This window comes from Streptococcus sp. Marseille-Q8145 (assembly GCF_965112035.1).
Genome location: NZ_CBCOPQ010000002.1, coordinates 212,017 through 228,963, shown reverse-complemented (window position 1 = coordinate 228,963; position 16,947 = coordinate 212,017). Strand labels below are relative to the sequence as shown.

At 42.5% G+C, this 16,947-nt stretch carries 20 protein-coding genes; 4 read left to right on the top strand and 16 right to left on the bottom strand.

Annotated features, from left to right (window positions below):
* Nucleotides 1-81: 81 nt before the first annotated feature.
* Together ACWPVL_RS04525 and ruvB are read right to left on the bottom strand one after the other, a co-directional pair.
* Nucleotides 82-657, bottom strand: a complete 576-nt coding sequence (locus tag ACWPVL_RS04525; RefSeq protein ID WP_454387196.1) for a nucleotidyltransferase family protein — start codon at nucleotides 655-657, stop codon at nucleotides 82-84.
* Entirely contained in the window at nucleotides 654-1,652 is a 999-nt protein-coding gene (gene ruvB, locus ACWPVL_RS04520; protein ID WP_454387194.1) for a Holliday junction branch migration DNA helicase RuvB, read from the bottom strand. Before ruvB ends, ACWPVL_RS04525 begins: the two co-directional genes overlap by 4 nt.
* 348 nt (nucleotides 1,653-2,000) lie before the next feature.
* Here ruvB and ACWPVL_RS04515 point away from each other — a divergent pair, with 348 nt between their 5' ends.
* The gene (locus ACWPVL_RS04515; RefSeq protein WP_181951260.1) at nucleotides 2,001-2,264 is read left to right on the top strand and encodes a YiaA/YiaB family inner membrane protein; all 264 of its coding nucleotides are present in this window, start codon (nucleotides 2,001-2,003) and stop codon (nucleotides 2,262-2,264) included.
* 99 nt (nucleotides 2,265-2,363) lie between these two features.
* On the opposite strand, the gene ACWPVL_RS04510 is transcribed toward ACWPVL_RS04515, so the two are convergent.
* The 7 genes from ACWPVL_RS04510 to ACWPVL_RS04480 all read right to left on the bottom strand — a co-directional run bounded on the left by ACWPVL_RS04510 (nucleotide 2,364) and on the right by ACWPVL_RS04480 (nucleotide 9,400).
* Entirely contained in the window at nucleotides 2,364-3,401 is a 1,038-nt protein-coding gene (locus tag ACWPVL_RS04510; RefSeq protein ID WP_454387191.1) for an aldose epimerase family protein, read from the bottom strand.
* Between the two features lie 304 nt (nucleotides 3,402-3,705).
* Entirely contained in the window at nucleotides 3,706-4,869 is a 1,164-nt protein-coding gene (locus ACWPVL_RS04505) for an SIS domain-containing protein (RefSeq protein WP_454387189.1), read from the bottom strand.
* A gap of 108 nt (nucleotides 4,870-4,977) precedes the next feature.
* On the bottom strand, nucleotides 4,978-5,382 hold the full coding sequence (locus ACWPVL_RS04500) for a PTS sugar transporter subunit IIA (RefSeq protein ID WP_015604195.1): 405 nt from the start codon (nucleotides 5,380-5,382) through the stop codon (nucleotides 4,978-4,980).
* A gap of 11 nt (nucleotides 5,383-5,393) precedes the next feature.
* Complete coding sequence (locus ACWPVL_RS04495; RefSeq protein WP_048791777.1) at nucleotides 5,394-6,212, bottom strand: PTS system mannose/fructose/sorbose family transporter subunit IID; 819 nt, start codon at nucleotides 6,210-6,212, stop codon at nucleotides 5,394-5,396.
* The gene (locus tag ACWPVL_RS04490) at nucleotides 6,199-7,113 is read right to left on the bottom strand and encodes a PTS mannose/fructose/sorbose/N-acetylgalactosamine transporter subunit IIC (protein ID WP_045498332.1); all 915 of its coding nucleotides are present in this window, start codon (nucleotides 7,111-7,113) and stop codon (nucleotides 6,199-6,201) included. Before ACWPVL_RS04490 ends, ACWPVL_RS04495 begins: the two co-directional genes overlap by 14 nt.
* 26 nt (nucleotides 7,114-7,139) lie before the next feature.
* Nucleotides 7,140-7,616 carry a PTS system mannose/fructose/N-acetylgalactosamine-transporter subunit IIB gene (locus tag ACWPVL_RS04485; RefSeq protein WP_045498334.1) on the bottom strand — a complete coding sequence of 159 codons (477 nt, stop codon included), beginning with the start codon at nucleotides 7,614-7,616 and terminating at the stop codon, nucleotides 7,140-7,142.
* The gene (locus ACWPVL_RS04480) at nucleotides 7,613-9,400 is read right to left on the bottom strand and encodes a glycoside hydrolase family 35 protein (RefSeq protein WP_454387186.1); all 1,788 of its coding nucleotides are present in this window, start codon (nucleotides 9,398-9,400) and stop codon (nucleotides 7,613-7,615) included. Before ACWPVL_RS04480 ends, ACWPVL_RS04485 begins: the two co-directional genes overlap by 4 nt.
* A gap of 140 nt (nucleotides 9,401-9,540) precedes the next feature.
* Between ACWPVL_RS04480 and ACWPVL_RS04475 the strand changes: the two genes are divergently transcribed.
* The gene (locus ACWPVL_RS04475; protein ID WP_005591344.1) at nucleotides 9,541-10,257 is read left to right on the top strand and encodes a GntR family transcriptional regulator; all 717 of its coding nucleotides are present in this window, start codon (nucleotides 9,541-9,543) and stop codon (nucleotides 10,255-10,257) included.
* 329 nt (nucleotides 10,258-10,586) lie between these two features.
* On the opposite strand, the gene dhaM is transcribed toward ACWPVL_RS04475, so the two are convergent.
* From dhaM to dhaK, 3 genes are read right to left on the bottom strand one after another with little or no spacing between them, the layout of a single operon-like run.
* A complete protein-coding gene (gene dhaM, locus ACWPVL_RS04470) occupies nucleotides 10,587-10,961 on the bottom strand; it encodes a dihydroxyacetone kinase phosphoryl donor subunit DhaM (protein WP_125371666.1) in 375 nt (124 codons plus the stop codon).
* A complete protein-coding gene (dhaL, locus tag ACWPVL_RS04465) occupies nucleotides 10,961-11,539 on the bottom strand; it encodes a dihydroxyacetone kinase subunit DhaL (protein WP_454387183.1) in 579 nt (192 codons plus the stop codon). Before dhaL ends, dhaM begins: the two co-directional genes overlap by 1 nt.
* Before the next feature lie 10 nt (nucleotides 11,540-11,549).
* A complete protein-coding gene (gene dhaK, locus ACWPVL_RS04460) occupies nucleotides 11,550-12,539 on the bottom strand; it encodes a dihydroxyacetone kinase subunit DhaK (protein ID WP_148878359.1) in 990 nt (329 codons plus the stop codon).
* A 215-nt stretch (nucleotides 12,540-12,754) separates the two neighbouring features.
* Between dhaK and ACWPVL_RS04455 the strand changes: the two genes are divergently transcribed.
* Together ACWPVL_RS04455 and ACWPVL_RS04450 are read left to right on the top strand one after the other, a co-directional pair.
* Nucleotides 12,755-13,351: a TetR/AcrR family transcriptional regulator gene (locus tag ACWPVL_RS04455; RefSeq protein WP_454387181.1), complete on the top strand. Its 597-nt coding sequence runs from the start codon at nucleotides 12,755-12,757 to the stop codon at nucleotides 13,349-13,351.
* Entirely contained in the window at nucleotides 13,348-13,914 is a 567-nt protein-coding gene (locus ACWPVL_RS04450) for an NAD(P)H-dependent oxidoreductase (protein ID WP_454387179.1), read from the top strand. Before ACWPVL_RS04455 ends, ACWPVL_RS04450 begins: the two co-directional genes overlap by 4 nt.
* A 192-nt stretch (nucleotides 13,915-14,106) precedes the next feature.
* On the opposite strand, the gene purB is transcribed toward ACWPVL_RS04450, so the two are convergent.
* From purB to ACWPVL_RS04430, 4 genes are all read right to left on the bottom strand, one after another.
* Complete coding sequence (gene purB, locus ACWPVL_RS04445; protein WP_009443505.1) at nucleotides 14,107-15,402, bottom strand: adenylosuccinate lyase; 1,296 nt, start codon at nucleotides 15,400-15,402, stop codon at nucleotides 14,107-14,109.
* A 23-nt stretch (nucleotides 15,403-15,425) separates the two neighbouring features.
* Entirely contained in the window at nucleotides 15,426-15,668 is a 243-nt protein-coding gene (locus ACWPVL_RS04440) for a hypothetical protein (protein WP_454387177.1), read from the bottom strand.
* 55 nt (nucleotides 15,669-15,723) lie between these two features.
* Nucleotides 15,724-15,972 (bottom strand): hypothetical protein, encoded by a 249-nt coding sequence (locus ACWPVL_RS04435; protein WP_454387175.1) that lies wholly within the window; start codon nucleotides 15,970-15,972, stop codon nucleotides 15,724-15,726.
* A 61-nt stretch (nucleotides 15,973-16,033) separates the two neighbouring features.
* Nucleotides 16,034-16,879 carry a hypothetical protein gene (locus ACWPVL_RS04430; RefSeq protein WP_454387173.1) on the bottom strand — a complete coding sequence of 282 codons (846 nt, stop codon included), beginning with the start codon at nucleotides 16,877-16,879 and terminating at the stop codon, nucleotides 16,034-16,036.
* Between the last annotated feature and the right edge of the window lie 68 nt (nucleotides 16,880-16,947).

Here is a 16,947-nt window from a genome sequence, read left to right as displayed (position 1 = left end):
CCGCTAATTATGCCGACTTACATAAAAGTGCAAATCATTGAGGCAGTAACCTACTCAATCTAGCTTGCACCAGATTAAACTTTACTTTTCTTCAGAAAGATATTCAAAACTTAATTGTGGCCATTTAGCCTGCCAGTTTTTATTATGAATTCTTTCCATATAAAGCTTCTTTCGATCCGCATCCGCTAAAAAATGCGGTGTCGGTCGAACCTGAAATGCTCGAATATCTGCCAAGCCATAGGGCGCAAAAAGCTCTAACTTATCATTTTCTAGCAATCGAAGACCGATAGCTGTGCAGCACTCAGGATACTTGCTCATGGCATCTTTCGAGCTAGTATAGGGCTGGGTGTTGGGACTATGAATGTGCATATAAACTTGATTTTTCAGCTCCCAAGAATAAGCGGGAAAAGCTTTTCTCAGCTCCATCTCCAGCTGCAAAGTTTTCTCATAAGACACAGTTGGATCAAAGAATATAACATCCACATCCGTTTCGGCATCAAAGCCCGGCTTGCCAGACAAGATATTCCAAATAAAATTTCTGACACTACCCGCAGCCAGCCAAGAGTCCTCGAGCCGCAGACTGCGGATTATTCCCAAAATCGCTCGGATATCCTGATCCTGACTCAGCCTCTCTAAAATCTCTTGATCGGTCATCATTCCTCCATATACTCATATCCTAGATGCTCATAGGCTTTGCGAGTCGCCACGCGCCCAGTCCGAGTCCGCATGACAAAGCCTTTCTGAATCAGGTAAGGCTCATACATGTCCTCTACCGTTTCGCGCTCCTCAGCAATATTGACTGAGAGGGTTCCCAACCCCACTGGACCACCCCCATAAACTTCAATCATGGTTCGTAGGATTTTCTGATCCACATAGTCCAGCCCTTCTCGGTCCACGTCCAACATGGAGAGAGCTTGGTCGGTTATCTTATCATCAATCAAGCCATTGCCCATAATCTGCGCGTAGTCCCGCACCCGCTTGAGCAGACGATTGGCAATCCGCGGCGTTCCTCGGCTACGCAGAGCCAGCTCCCGAGCAGCCTCGTGGGTAATATCCATCTCAAAAATCTCTGCCGTCCGCTCGACGATTTCGGTCAGATCGCTGGCTTCATAATACTCCATATGACCGGTAATCCCAAAGCGAGCCCGCAGAGGATTGGACAGCATGCCCGCCCGAGTGGTCGCCCCAATTAATGTGAAAGGCGGCAATTCCAGATGGACGCTGCGACTGGTTTCGCCAGTCCCAATCATAATGTCGATGTAAAAGTCCTCCATGGCGCTATATAGTACTTCCTCTACCGCCATAGGCAAACGATGAATCTCATCGATAAAGAGTACATCACCTGGCTCCAAATCATTGAGAATGGCCACCAAATCACCAGCCTTTTCAATGACCGGACCAGAAGTTTGCTTGATATTCACACCGAGTTCGTTGGCGATGACAAAGGCCATAGTCGTCTTTCCCAGACCTGGAGGACCAAAAAGCAAAGTATGATCCAACGCCTCATCCCGCAATTTAGCCGCTTCAATAAAAATTTTCAGCTGATCTTTGACCTTGTCCTGACCAATATATTCTCTTAAATACTGAGGACGGAGGGTACGTTCTACCAGCTCCTCATCCCCCATCAATTCATTATCTAAAATTCTACTCATAGAACTATTATAGCAAAAAATAGGGCAGAAGAAGCATTCCGACCCGCTTCTGAATACAAAAAAAGCCACCGAATTTGGTGGCTCTTATGGGAGATTATTATGAAAAAGTTTTAGGATTTCTATCAAATAAAGTTAGGAGGTCTTCATTTGATGGTATTAGTATAACTTCCTTATCTTAAAATTTGCTTAAAGAAAAAATATTTTTTAAAAATAAAATACTTTTAGATATCTTAGTAAGATGATACAAACTAATATGAATTGTTCAGTCTGATTAAAATAGCCTCTATTTCATTGACTGTCTCAAAAACTCATGATACAATGAAAAAAATCGAAAAGGAGATTTTAGATATGAACAACCTTAAAAAGAAAACTTATCGGAATACACCAGCCTTTATGTTTATGGCTTGGGGCTCATTCGCCTTCTTTGTGACTCTTGTTCTCGTCGGCCTCTATACTTTGAAAGAGCCTTTGATGGTTAAAGGATACTATCTCATGGGTTCTGTCGGACTGATTTCTTCTTCATTCACTCTTGCCAAAGTTATCCGTGATAACCAAGAAGACGAAGAACGTTACAATCAAATTTTCCAACCACAAGACTTAGATAACCAATAAAATAATAGTAAAAACGGCAGAGGGGGATTCTGCCGTTTTCTTGTATCTGAGGCTACTATCGCCAGGTGAGATACACTTCAAATGAAGCAAGTTTGCCGTTTATCTCACTCCTGCAAAATAAACGGTGGTGCTGGTGAAGAGGCTTCCTGCCTTGAGAATGACCTGATCTTTCAAGTCACTGTGAATCGCATCAGGCAAGGCTTGTGCTTCCAGCGCTATACCATTATGCTGAATCATTGGCTGTCCATTGATGATAACTGAATCATCAACAAAATTTGCCGAATAAGTCACGACACAAGGAGCATCCGTACGGAAAGTCAGATAGCGACCTGATGCCGGATCATAAAGATATCCTGCCTCTTTCTGCTCTTTATCTAGAACAAATGGATGATCCAGCCCTGACACGACCTGAATTTGCTCGTCTTGGTCTGTAAAAATTTCTTTCAGCGCTAGACCTGTTTGTAGACCTTTGACAAAGCCACGATCTGCATCCACTTCTTTTGCTGGCAAACCGTCAGGAGCAATCGGATACACCCCTTTGGTATGTAGCTGGAGGACATGCTGATCAATCGGCTGACTAAAATTACCTGACAGATTGAAATAGCTGTGGTTGGTCGGATTGACCAAACTATCCTGATCTGTCTGAACCTGATAGGAAATCTCAATCTCCCCTTTTTCCGATAAGTAATAGGAAATCCAGATTTTCAAATTTCCAGGGAAGCCGCCCGTCCCGTCTAGGCGCTCTGTATAAAATGTGACGCCCTCGTTTGTGACTTCCTCTGTCTGGAAAATCACACTGTCCCAGCCAGTAGAGCCACTGTGGTTGCAATTCTGGCCATTATTGACTTCCAGCTGGTAGGACTGCCCATTCAACACAAAGCTAGCATTCGCAATCCGTCCCGCAACTGGTCCCACGCTGGCACCATGCTTGGGACTATTGCCAACATAATCCTCAAAACGATCAAAGCCTAAAATAATATTGGCAAAATCACCATTTTTATCCGGCGTCTGATATTCTAAAATCGTTGCGCCATAGTTCATGACCTTGAAGCGATAGCCTAACTTATTTTCAAAGGTGTAGGCTAAGACATCCTGTCCTTTAAAAGTACCAAAAATAGATTCTTGATAAGATTTCATACAATCTCCCTCTATCTCGAGTCTGGGACAAAAGTCCTAGCCTCTCAATTGTCTTTGGATTTTCGAGCAAGACGCAGTGGTTGAGTGGGCTCTACTACGCTGATTTCATCAGCTTTTACAGCCCTACTCAACTGTGCGGAGGTGGGACGATGAAATCGAATTCTAACGAATGACCGATTTCTGTCCCACTCTCTTTCTTGACTTAGTCAAGGGACAAGGAGGGAAGGCCATCCTTTTTATCTGAAAGTCTTTTTAATAACTAGCTTTCCCATGACTAATGTTTGACTTATCCATATTTAGCTTTCTACTGCTGGAAAGGGTGGATGATAACTCCCTGAACGACCCGATTGACCGTACCTGTCGGAGACGGTGTATCTGGTCGATTTCTCACTTTCAAAGAAGTCAAGAGAGAGAAGAGCTGAGCATAGACGATGTAAGGGAAGGCTCGATAGCTATCTTCCAAGATATCACTTTCAAGAACCACTTGCTCAACATTTTCCAAGTCTTCTCTGCGCTCTGTAAAGAAGACCACCTTGCGAGCAATCTGATCTCCTGCCACTTCACGCACCAAATCCAAATCGTAGCGTTTGGTGTATGCATCCCTTGAGCCAAATACCAGCACAAGCGTCTCTTCGTTAATCAGAGATTTTGGTCCATGGCGGAAGCCGACTGGACTTTCATACATGGTCGCAACCTTCCCAGCTGTCAACTCCAAAATTTTCAGCTGTGCTTCGTGCGCCAAACCAAAGAAAGGCCCTGCTCCAAGGTAAATGACCCGGTTAAAGTCTAATTCTGTCAAATCCTGAACGTCAGCTACATCTGCCAAAACCTTTTGACTCAAGGCAATCAACTCAGCTACTCTTGCTTCTTTTTGAGCCAAATCTGCTGGGTCAAAAACCAATAGAGCTGTCAACATCATAGAGGTGAAACTGGAAGTCATGGCAAAGCCAGCATCATTTGATGGAGCTGGTTGCAATAAGAGGAGATTCCGCTCATCACCATGTGCCTGCTGAGCTAGTTTCCCCTCTGCAGCACAGGTAATGGTCACTTGATAAAGCTCATCAACCAGCTGCTTGGCTAAGTCCACTGTCGCAACACTTTCTGGCGAATTGCCACTGCGGGCAAAAGAAACAAGAACCGTTGGAATTTCCTTATGCAGATGCACTTCAGGATTCGCCACAATATCAGTCGTCGCAACCGAATTAAAATTCCATTGGCGCTCATTATAAAGCTTTCTGAAATATGGCAATAGCGTATCGCCCACATAAGCCGAAGTTCCCGCACCTGTAAAGATAACTTTTATATAATCATGCTTTTCTTCAATACCTTTTAGAAAAGCAGCGATTTGGTCAGCCTGATCCTTGTAATGATTAAAAGCTGTCTGCCAAACATCTGGCTGTTGGTAGATTTCACGCGTGGTGATTTCAGCGCCTAATTCAACCAGTTTCTCTTTTGAATAATCTAGCATGGTAGTCCTTTCAAAAATAAACATCGATATATTAGTTATTTGCTTTTAAAAGAGGGAATGGGAAAATTCCCCACTCCCCTTCATTTCTTTTTTCCTTAGAAAACAGTCCTACTCATCCTCATCATCTGATAAGCCTGCTAAAATATCATTGACTTTAACGATATTTTCGACTGCATTTTTCGGATAGTCAACATCAGCTCCTGTCAGAGAAGCATTGAGAAACTCAATCACCATCGGCAGATTCATACCGGCGTACAAGTCAATATCCTTACCTTCTAAAATAAGGCGGCTGACTACATTACATGGTGTGCCTCCCAAAAGATCTGCAAAGACAATATAGTCATCAAAATCCTTGACTGTATCTAAAAATTTAGCTGTGAAATCATCTGGTCCCTCCTCTGGCAACAAGGCAACGGCATGAATATCCGCTTGAGGTCCCATAATCATCTCAGTGGTTGTTTTCAGCTCTTCACAAAAGCGACCATGACTAATCAAAATTAATTGTTTGCTCATAATTTACACCATTATGCCATTCCAAAGAAGAAGTGGCCAAACGCTGAGAACGCAATCGCTGCAAGAATGATGAGCAAGATAGCTTTTGTAGAGTTCATACCCTTACGTCCAAGCAACCAGAAGATTACACCTGTGATGATAGCTGGTACCAAGCGTGGGAAGACCAAGTTAAGCATATCTTGAATTTCAATCGCTTTGTCCCCGATGTGTGGAACCCAAGAAACTTCAACACCAATCATGCTAGCAATCAGGGCACCAACCATGAAAACACCAAGTACGGATGCAGCATCAATCAAAGCTGTCAAAGTACTTTGCATATTGTTGACGAGGTTAACCCCTTCTTTATAGGCAAATTCCAATTGTTTCCAACGGAAAATGTCATAAGCAACCGCAACAGCGATCCATAGGAAGATACCGGCTGGGTTTCCCGCAACAGCTAAAGTTGCTGCGATTGAACCCATAATAGCTGGTACCAATGATCCAAAGATTGAGTCTCCAAGAGGAGCGAATGGCCCCATGAGACCTGTCTTGATACCATTGACCGCATCTTTTGATTTCACACCATCTTTTTCTTCCAAAGCAAGGTCAAAACCAGTGATAATGGTGTGGAAGAATGGTGAAGTATTGAAGAATTGCGTATGCAATTTCATCATTTCTTTCAGTTCAGGTGTACCGTCTCCATACATTTTGCGTAATTGTGGCAAAATCATGTAAAGGTAACCAGAAGCCTGCATACGCTCATAGTTCCAACCTAATTGGAAGGTAAACAAGCTACGTTTGTTAATCTGTTTAAAATCTTCTTTTGTTAGTTTGTAATTAGAATTCGTCATCTTCAATTTCCCCGCTTTCTGATTCAGTTACTGGAGCAGCTACGACTGTACGTTGGCTGTTTTTGAAGTGTTGTACTGCAAGAAAGACACCGATGATGGCGATACCAATCATAGATACACTCTTGAAGTTGTTAACAAAAGTAATAGCTTGTTCTTTTGGAAGTTTAGAGAACACTTCAGAACCAACAATGCTAGACACTGCAGCACCCAGGCTTTGAACATTACTGTAAAGTACTGTCAACATAGCTGTCAAGCCAAATCCAAGTGCCAAGTAGTGAAGGTTGCGTTTAACTGGAAGATAACGAAGCAAGATTGCAAATCCAAGACCTGGAAGCATTTGACCTGCAAGTTTCAAACCGTTTGCCAACCATTGTACATTACCGAGACCTGTAACAACAGTTTCTACAAAAGCTCCACCAAAGGCAAGGGCAAAGAAGACTGGTAGGGCACGAGAAAGAGCCCAAGGAATCGCACCAAGGAGATAGTTGCGTTCGATGCCTTTGTAGTCAAAGCGTTCAATCGCAGCATCCACACGGTGAGCGAAGTAAGTTGTAGTCATACGACCAAGAATGTCGAAGTATGTCAACAAAGTTGCTACCGGCACAGCGATTGTAGCAATAGCAAGCTCTGGATCAAGACCTTGAGCTACTGAGAAAGCAGTCGCAAGAACCGCACCAGAAGTAGCATCAATACGAGATGCACCACCGAAGGTACCAACACCAAGTACCACCAATTGAAGGTTGGCACCAATCAATAAACCTGTAGGTAAATCTCCCATGATGAGACCCGTGATAAATCCAGCAAATACAGGTGAACCTGCTGAAGAAACGATCGTCAACTCATCGCAGATTTGATAAGCTGAGTACAGAGTGAGTAGTAAAATTTGCCACCATTGTATCATGACAATGACCTCCTAAAAATTTTTCCTTATTTTAACAAATTCATAAAATCCGCAACCGGATCATTTGGAACCATCTGAGCTGTCAGCTTCACTCCTTTTTCATGCAGTTTGTGGAAAGCTTCCACATCTGCATCTACCACATTGATGGAACGAGTGATGGGGCGAGTTTCGTCTGACTGAGACATATTGCCGACGTTCAATGTTTCCAGTGGAACTCCAGCTTCTACCAAACGAAGGAAACGGTCTGGTTTGCGAGCGACGATAAAGAGTCGTTGTGAGTCATACTTACCAGCCAAGATGTTCTCTGCTGCTTTAGCGATTGGCAAAATGCTGAGCTTCACTCCTGGCGGCGTTGCCAGCTTAAGTCCGCTCTTTTCGATAGCATTTTCAGCTACCTCATCGTCAATCACCATAATGCGTGAAATATTGAGCTTGGTAGTCCAGAGATTGGCTACCTGTCCATGGATCAAACGTCCATCGATACGTGCACCTACTATTGTCATAAATTTTCCCCCTTTATTGTTTTAAATGTAGGTTGGTTAACTAGGTTAATTGATTCTTCATATTCCCCTTCCGTTTCAAAAATGATGATACGGTTATGTCCTTCTTTCAGAAGGCTATGCGGAATATAAAGCGATAAGGTTGGTCCAACATTCCAGAAACGGCCGATGTTGACGCCATTTACAAAGGCAAGACCCTTTCCAAAACCGGACAAGTCTAAATAGGTATCCTTAAGCGCTTTCATTTCAAAGTCAAAAGCGTAGAAAGCTGGTTGCTCTGGCTGCCATCCTTTTGAAAAATCAATGTTTTCTGTGTTTTCAAAAGAAAGTGGATACTGCTGCCAATTCAGCAAGAAGTGCAAATCCTTGCAAACACCCGTCCGAATCCCTTTTCGCTGGGTATCTGCTAAGAACTTATGCCCGTAATTGACCCGCCCCATGTTTTCCATCAGGACGTCAATACGGTGGGTAGCTTTCTTTTCCCCAGCAACAAAGATATCTTGACCAATCTCTGCTTGATACTGGGTTTCCATAAGCTTGCTGTCCACAAAAAGCTGCATCCGGTCTCGCCCGTCAATCACCCGAATTTTTTCCTCATCCGCGTCCCAGCTGGCTTCGGTACGGTAAAGCAAGTAGCCATAGCTCTGCCCCAAATCCTCCATTTTGACAGGATAGAGACTCTCTACTGGCTGAGCCAAATCAGCTAATGTCTCAAACAAACTCACCTTCTCACTCAGAGCAATATCTCTCAGTTCAAAAGATTCTTTTGTGAGCGGTTTCATTTGTGGGTACTCAGGATAGTAGGTCTCCATCATTTTTTGCACTGCAAAATATTTCGGAGTTGGATTTCCCTGTTCATCGAGCAGGGCATCGTAATCATACGAAGTCACCTGTGGTAAATCCGTCACACCTCTGGCCGAGCAGCCATTCATGAAGCCAAAATTGGTGCCGCCATGAAACATATAGAGGTTGATAGAGCCTTGTTTTAGAACCTCATGAACAGCTTGAGCCAACTCCTCAGGATCCCTTTTGATAATTGGTTCTTTCCAACGATTGAACCAACCATCCCAAAACTCCATACACATGAGCGGCCATTTTTTGCCATGCTCATCAAAGAATTCCTGCATCTGGGCAAAATTATAATCTGCCTTGGAGCCGAAATTTCCTGTAACAAATAAATCTTCCTCAATCAGCGTACCGGCTCTCAACGTCGCCCGCCAAGGACCATCCGATGTAAAGAGCGGACAATCAAGGCCTCGGTCCAACATCATCTGCCGAATCGCTCTCAGGTAGTCTTTATCCTCCCCGTAAGAGCCATATTCATTTTCCACTTGCATCATGAGGATATTCCCGCCCTTGTCCAAGAGCCTTGGAACCAAGCGAGGAAGCAACTCATCATAGTAGTCTGCAACAGCTTGAAGATAGGAAGCATCAGAAGAACGGATTCTCATATCCTCAGTCAAAAGCCAGGCTGGCATGCCGCCAAATTCCCACTCCGCACAGATAAAGGGCGAAGGGCGAACGATGGCATACAATCCTAAATCTTGAGCAGTCTGAAGAAACTTCTCAATATCTAAAATCCCCTGAAAGTCAAACTGGCCTTTCTTTGGCTCGTGCACGTTCCAAGGAACATAGGTTTCAACTGTATTGAAGCCTAGGGCTTTAAGATTATAGAGCGAGTGATACCAGTCTTCCGGCTGAATCCGAAAATAGTGAATCGCTCCTGATAAAATCTTAAACTCCTGACCATCCAAGTAGAAAGAAGAGCCTATTTCAAATCTCTTCATCTCCCCATTCCTCCTAGATTTAAAACGCTTTCATTTCTTGTTAATATTAATATAATAAACTTTTACATAAATGTCAACATTTTTTTTAAAAATATGTTAAAATCAATATAGAGAGGGATAAAAAAAGAGAGGTGAGCACAATGGCTATTCCTAAATATCAACAAATCAAAGATGATTTAAAACAACAAATCATTTCTGGTAACTTTGAAAACGGTGATAGATTCTACACAGAAGCTGAATTAATCAAGATGTTCAATGTTAGTTCCATCACCGTTGTCCGCGCTTTGAACGAACTTGCGAATGATGGCTACATCATCCGTCAGCAAGGGAAGGGAACATTTGTTTCACGCGCAAGAAAACACAAGCGTGTGGAATTCTCTGATATCGAAACTTTCCCTATCCAAAAGGATAAGGTGACTGTTCTGTCCATCGAACGTGGAAATGAATTGAGAATCTTGGAAAAACTAGAACTAACACCGTCCCAGTTCTACTACAAGATTGACCGTATCAGAAGGACAGGCGATAAAGTCTATATTTATCACCAAACCTACATTCCTGAGCAGTACATCAATCCAAACTATCCAGATCTGGACTACTACAGCTCGATCTACAATCGCTTCAAAACGGATTATCACATCCACATGAATGATGAGTATTTCGAAGAAACCAACGAAATCGTCTTTCCAACGCCAAAAGACATTGCCAAAACCTTAGAAATTGATCCAAACTTCCCAACTGTGCATCAAGTCAAGATCACAAAACTGGAAAATACTGGACAAATCCTAGAGTATAGCGAAACCTACAAGCGTGGTGATTTCTTCAAAATCAAATTTATTTCTTCTAGTCGCGATCATTAATCTGAAAAACGATGGTTCTCATGAGCTGTCGTTTTTCATTTCCTGACCAACTAGCCTATCTTTATTATAAACCTATCTATACCAATTTGCAATCCATTCTAAGAACTTTTGTTCATTAAAAAGTGAATTGTGTCAAAAAGTAAACAGGTCCTATTAATTTGTCCTGTTTTTCAATTATCCTAAGGAAGAAAAAATAAGAAACACTAGCTATTCTCCTGAAAATTGGTACAGCGATAAAGCAAAAAAGCTGAGATTGAATCCCAGCTTTTTGATATAAAATGTTCTTTATTTTTCAAATGAAATCGTTTATCAAGTCTTTAGAAAACCTGCTATTTCTTTATTTCTAATTCACGAACCTGAAGCAAAACATTAGGCAAATCTGCCCCGGCCTGAAGAAGAGCAGCAGCCGTATAAGCGCCTTCTACCAAAGGAACATTATTGATAATGATTTCCTTGTCAGAGAAGTCTGCGACCATTTCCAGATTCATCCGAGCCGAACCCAGATCGAAAAAGGCCAAAATAGTGTCCTTGTCATTAACATCTAAAGCTGCCTGAATCCCTTCAAAGCTCGTCCCGATGCTGCCATCGTCCAACCCGCCCACATAGCTGATGGCCACATCTGCCGCCACCTGCGAAATGAGATCAAACAAGCCTTGGGCCAGGTTTTTGGAATGGGAAACGATAAGAATGCCAGTATCTGCCATCAGCCTGCCTCCGTTTCTAGAAGAGCCTCAAAGAGGAGACCAGATGAAGCCGAACCGGGATCGATATGACCAATAGAGCGCTCACCGACATAGGAAGCCCGCCCCTTGGTCGCTTTCAGATCTTTGGTCGCTTCCACTAGGGAGCCAATTTTTTCATGCGTCAAGTCTCCAGACTGCAGAGAAAGAGGAATCTCCGACCAGACATCCACCATAGTCTTCTCACTAGGCACAGCCTTGCCCCGCTTCTGAATCATGTCCAGCCCAGCTTGGATAACTTCTGACAAGTCCTTGCCGTCTTTTTCAGCCTTGGCCATGCCCATGAAGGCCGAGCCATAGAGAGGTCCGGTAGCACCGCCCACCTTGCTAATCAGCTGCATAGAAACAGCCTGAAAAACCTCAGCCGCACTAGCAAAGTTCTTAGCAGCTAGATTCTCTACTGCTGCTGCCATTCCCCTAGCCATATTGGCGCCATGATCACCATCGCCGATGGGGGTATCAAGGTCAGACAGATAGTCTTTCTGACTCTGGATCTTTTCGTTGAACAACTGCATCCATTTTTTTGCTCTTGCTGCGTCCATAAGCACCTCCTTACCAAGCGGCTGTCGTGACAAGACTGTTGAGAGCTGTCAGCCAGTCTGGCCGGTCTAGCTGGATAAAGGTCAGAGAAATCCCCGCCATATCAATAGAAGTCATGTAATTACCCAGCTTTTTATAGACAACTTCGACTCCAGCATCTGCCAGGAGATTTGCTACATCGGCCGCAAAGACATACTGCTCCATGAGCGGTGTTGCACCCATACCATTGATGAGAATACCGATCTTCTTACCAGATTTGAGCTCAACAGACTGACTGAGCTTCTCGACCAATTCCTTAGCTAAGTCCTTAGACGGCTGCATCTTTTCCTTGCGATAGCCAGGCTCACCATGGATGCCAATGCCGAACTCTATTTCATCATCAGCCAAAACAAAACCAGGCTTGCCGACTTCCGGTACGGTTGCCCCGCTCAGAGCCAAGCCGACTGTGTGGATATTTTTGACCAGCTCATCAGCTAGCACCTTGATTTCAGTCAGAGATTTGCCTGCACGCGCCGCATCCCCTAGAATCTTATGGACAAGAATCGTACCAGCCACTCCGCGGCGACCTTGCGTATAGAGGCTGTCTTCCACTGCGATATCGTCATCTACGACGACACTAGCCACCTCAATCCCTTCCATCTCAGCCATTTCCTGAGCCATTTCAAAGTTCATGATGTCACCGGAATAATTCTTAATCACCATGAAGACCCCAGCACCCTCATCTGCTTCCTTGATAGCCTGCAAGACCTGGTCAGGTGTTGGTGAAGTAAAGACCGCTCCGCAGATAGCGGCCGACAGCATGCCCTCACCGACAAAGCCAGCATGGGAAGGCTCATGACCACTGCCACCGCCAGAAATCAAGCCGACCTTGCCTGTCTTCTCACTCTTGCGGGCAATGATATCGAAGCCCTCCACCCGATAAACCAAATCGCTGTGAATATAGGCCAAGCCGTCCAGCATCTCGTCCACAACCGCTGTTGGATCGTTGATAATTTTCTTCATAGGTGTCCTCCGTTTCTCAGCGTTTCTTTACGATGAGCAATTCGCCCTAAAAGAAAGCGCTATCATTTCAATATTATTTTAACATTTTATCTTACCGAAAGCAAATTCTGCCACATCCTAGAATAGAAGAAAGCATCAAATTAGTTGGCAAGAAAAAGTAGACAGCGTATACTAAAGATAGATAAGTAGACAGTGTATACTTTTGGAGGAGATGAATGAAACGCAATAGTGCCCAGCTGAAAGAACAGCTCATTCAAACGGGGATTGACGAAATCGGAAAACATGGGATTGAGCAGCTCTCGCTCAGGACTGTTGCCAAGGCCTGCGGTGTAACTCACGGCACTCCATACCGCCATTTTGAGAGCAAGGAAGGCTACTTCAAGGTGGTTTTAGGTCAGCTTTCGCAGTTTCTAAATCAGGAAATCAATCAGAGCATTGATGCGACAACTTCTGCGCGTGAGCAACTGACCCAGCTTGGACTTAATTTCATTATTTTTGCCAAGACTTACCCTCATTTTTTCGAAGCTCTCTTTATCAAATTTCCTTTTAAATATATGAAAGTGACGCAGGACACCATTCTCTTGGAGTCTGACTTGCCTGGATTTGATAAATTTAAGGAGCTTGTTTTAAAGCTTCGCAAGGAGGAAAATTTTAGCAATAGCGAAGCAGAAAGCCTTTTTCACTTTTGGAGCTTTATCACAGGTCTGGCCGTTCTGACCAACAGTCCTATCGGACAAGACCTTGATCCTCAAGCCATCCAAAGCACGATTGAGCACATGCTCGACATTTATATCAAAGGAGAACGATCATGAAAACCTTGATTATTTACACCTACCCCAGCCCAACTGGCTTCAATGCAGCTATTCTTAAAGAGGTTCAAAGCAATCTTTCTAAGAAGCTCGAAGTGAAAACCTTGGACTTGTATGCTGAAAATTTTGATCCTATCTTACGCTTTGACCAAGAACATAGACGTCGTGACTTGCACAAAGACCCTGAAATGGCAAAATACCGCGATTTGATTACTTGGGCAGAGCATCTGATTTTCATTTTCCCTATCTGGTGGAGCGGTATGCCTGCTATTCTCAAAGGCTTTATTGATTGTGTCTTTGTGGCTGATTTCGCCTACTCTTATAAGAAAGTCGGACTCCAAGGCCACCTACAAGGCAAGACCGGCTGGATTATCGTCAGCCACAATACTCCAGGTTTTGCCTTGCCTTTCGTCCAAGACTATGGCAAGGTACTTAAAAATCAAATCCTGAAACCTTGCGGTATTTCTCCAGTCAAACTGACAGAGCTCAGCGGGGTAGAACGCAAAACAGACCAACAACGCCAAGAAATGCTCAAGAAAATTGGGCAGTTGGCTAGTCAAATTTAAGATAAAGAAAACGGGAGCGGGAAAGAACTTCAAACAAGTTAAAAAAGTTCGTCTTCCCACCCCCGCACAGTTGATTAGGTCATCTTTGGAGCTTAAAAAGCGAAGGAAGATACCAATCAATCACTGCGTCATCTATTTTTCTAAGTTAGATTCAAAAGCCTGGACTTTTGTCCCAGCCTCCATCTTTTTTGTTTAATCTAAGCCCACGCGCTTGAAGATTTCATCCACGCGCTTGGTGTAGTAAGTAGGATTGAAGATTTCATCGATCTCTTCCTGAGTCAGACGGGAAGTGACTTCTGGGTCCGCTTCGAGCAGAGGCTTGAAGTCCACTTGATTATCCCAAGACTGGGCGGTCTTTGGCTGCACCAAGTCATAAGCCTGCTCCCGTGTCATGCCTTTTTCGATCAAGGTCAACATAGCCCGCTGGCTGAAGATGAGACCAAAGGTCGAGTTCATGTTGCGCTTCATGTTTTCTGGGAAGACCGTCAAATTCTTAACGATATTTCCAAAACGGTTGAGCATGTAGTCGATGAGAATGGTCGTGTCCGGTGCGATAATCCGCTCAGCTGATGAGTGGGAAATGTCGCGCTCATGCCAGAGAGAGACATTCTCAAAGGCTGTCACCATGTGCCCACGAATGACACGCGCCAGACCAGTCATATTTTCAGAGCCGATAGGGTTGCGTTTATGAGGCATAGCCGATGAACCTTTTTGACCCTTAGCAAAGAACTCTTCTACCTCACGCTGTTCAGACTTTTGCAGACCGCGAATTTCAGTCGCCATGCGCTCAATAGACGTTGCAATCAAGGCCAAAGCAGAGAAATATTCAGCGTGGAGGTCACGTGGCAGAACTTGAGTCGAAATCTCCTGCGGACGGATGCCTAATTTCTCACAGACATAGCTTTCCACAAATGGCGGAATGTTGGCAAAGTTCCCAACTGCACCAGAGATTTTCCCGGCTTCCACACCCGCAGCCGCAATCTCAAAACGCTCAATGTTGCGCTTCATTTCGCTATACCAAGTCGCGAGCTTAAGACCAAAGGTCGTCGGCTCCGCATGCACCCCGTGGGTACGACCCATCATGATGGTGAACTTGTGCTCCCGCGCCCGCTCTGCAATGATGTCAGTGAAGCGACGCAGATCCTCACGGATGATATCATTGGCCTGCTTGTAGAGGTAACCGTAGGCCGTATCCACCACATCGGTCGAGGTCAGGCCATAGTGCACCCACTTGCGCTCTTCGCCCAGCGTCTCAGAAACTGCCCGCGTGAAAGCCACCACATCGTGGCGCGTCTCCTGCTCAATCTCCAAAATGCGGTCAATGTCAAAACCAGCCTTCTCACGAATCAAAGCCACATCTTCCTTGGGAATCTCACCCAGCTCAGCCCAGGCCTCATCAGCCAGAATCTCTACCTCCAGCCAAGCCTTATACTTATTTTCTTCAGTCCAAATGTTCGCCATTTCGGGGCGAGAGTAACGGTTGATCATGATTTTTCTCCTTAATTCTATCATTAATAATTTCGACGTATATATTCAGCTTGTTTTATATTTCCAACTTGTTCACATGCTTTAATATACATTAATCTCGATTCTTCGCTTATATACATTATATTTTCCTCAAAGTAAACTATAGCATCATCAAATTGCTCTAATTTAAATAATACTTTTGCGTATATTTCATATAACTCTGGCAAAATAATATTTTGTTCTTCTAATTTAAGTATATCGAAGAGGCTTTCTTTTAAAGATTCCAAAGATACCGCATCATCTAAAGTTGTTTCATCAAAAGTTAGTAAAAAATATTTCCTTCTACAAAGTGACGATAGTTTTTAAACTCTCTTTTATATAAATATCTGATAACTTTAGCACTTCTTGGTAGAGACCCAATTTAATTCTAATAGCTATTTGTTTTGCCAACTCCAATTCAGACACATCTACTTCATGCAGAATCTCAATATTTATTAGTTCTTTTATTAAAAGTAATTTTTCTATATTTTCATATTCATAGTAATACAATATACTTTTTTCAATAATTATTTCCTTCATTTCTTTTGACAATGCAATAATCCGATCTAATGCAAAGAATAAAGTAATAAATAATACTGGTACTTTTAAAACATCAGAACCAATTTCTAAATTCCCAATTAAAGTAAATCCAAAAATATACTATAAATAAATATTTTTTTAATAATTTTATTTCTTTGCTAGCACTTCCAGTATAGACCCATATAATAAATACTACTAATAAAGTTAGAAGTAAAGGAAAACCTACCCCTAAAACTGGAAATAATTTAAACAGACAATAGCTCATAGTTATGGAAAGAATAATTAAAAATATGATTTTCTTTCCACTCTTTTTATTTTTTGTGCGACCCCCCCACCAATTGTAAAGAATTTCTTCAAGATAATTAAAATATTGCACAACAGTATAATATTTACCATCTCCAATAGGATGAAAAATAATTAAAATACCAAATAAAATAATAATTAACGTTGCTTGAAAATAAACTTCAAAGATTAGGGTATAAATTAGAATTGTTAAGATTATAATAATTGCTCTCGACAAAAAATTTTGTTTCTTAAAAATTAACATTATAACCAACGATAATATCATAAAAATTAACATATTAAAAAGTAAAGATAACTTATCAAAAATTATATCAGACGATAATATGACAGAATGTACATTCTGAGTTGATGGTACATATTGTAGAAACTCTTTCTTCCCTGAAAATATTGCATCTGTTATAAAGTATAAATTAGCAAATGATACTGCCGTCTGTAAAATAAACGGTTTTAACTGCTGATAAACTACCACTACAAGTATGCATGTAAATATTAAAAAAAGAATTCCGTATAAAATGCTTAAAAAATCTTTTTTTTTCAAATCTTTTTTAGATACATAGTTAATCGATGGTAACAACAAATTATTTATCAATCTAAAATCTAAAGAATTATTTTCCATTCAAAATCTATTCCTTATAATAGTAATTACTCAACTTTTAGGTCAATCTCTTTACTAAAGAAAACAGG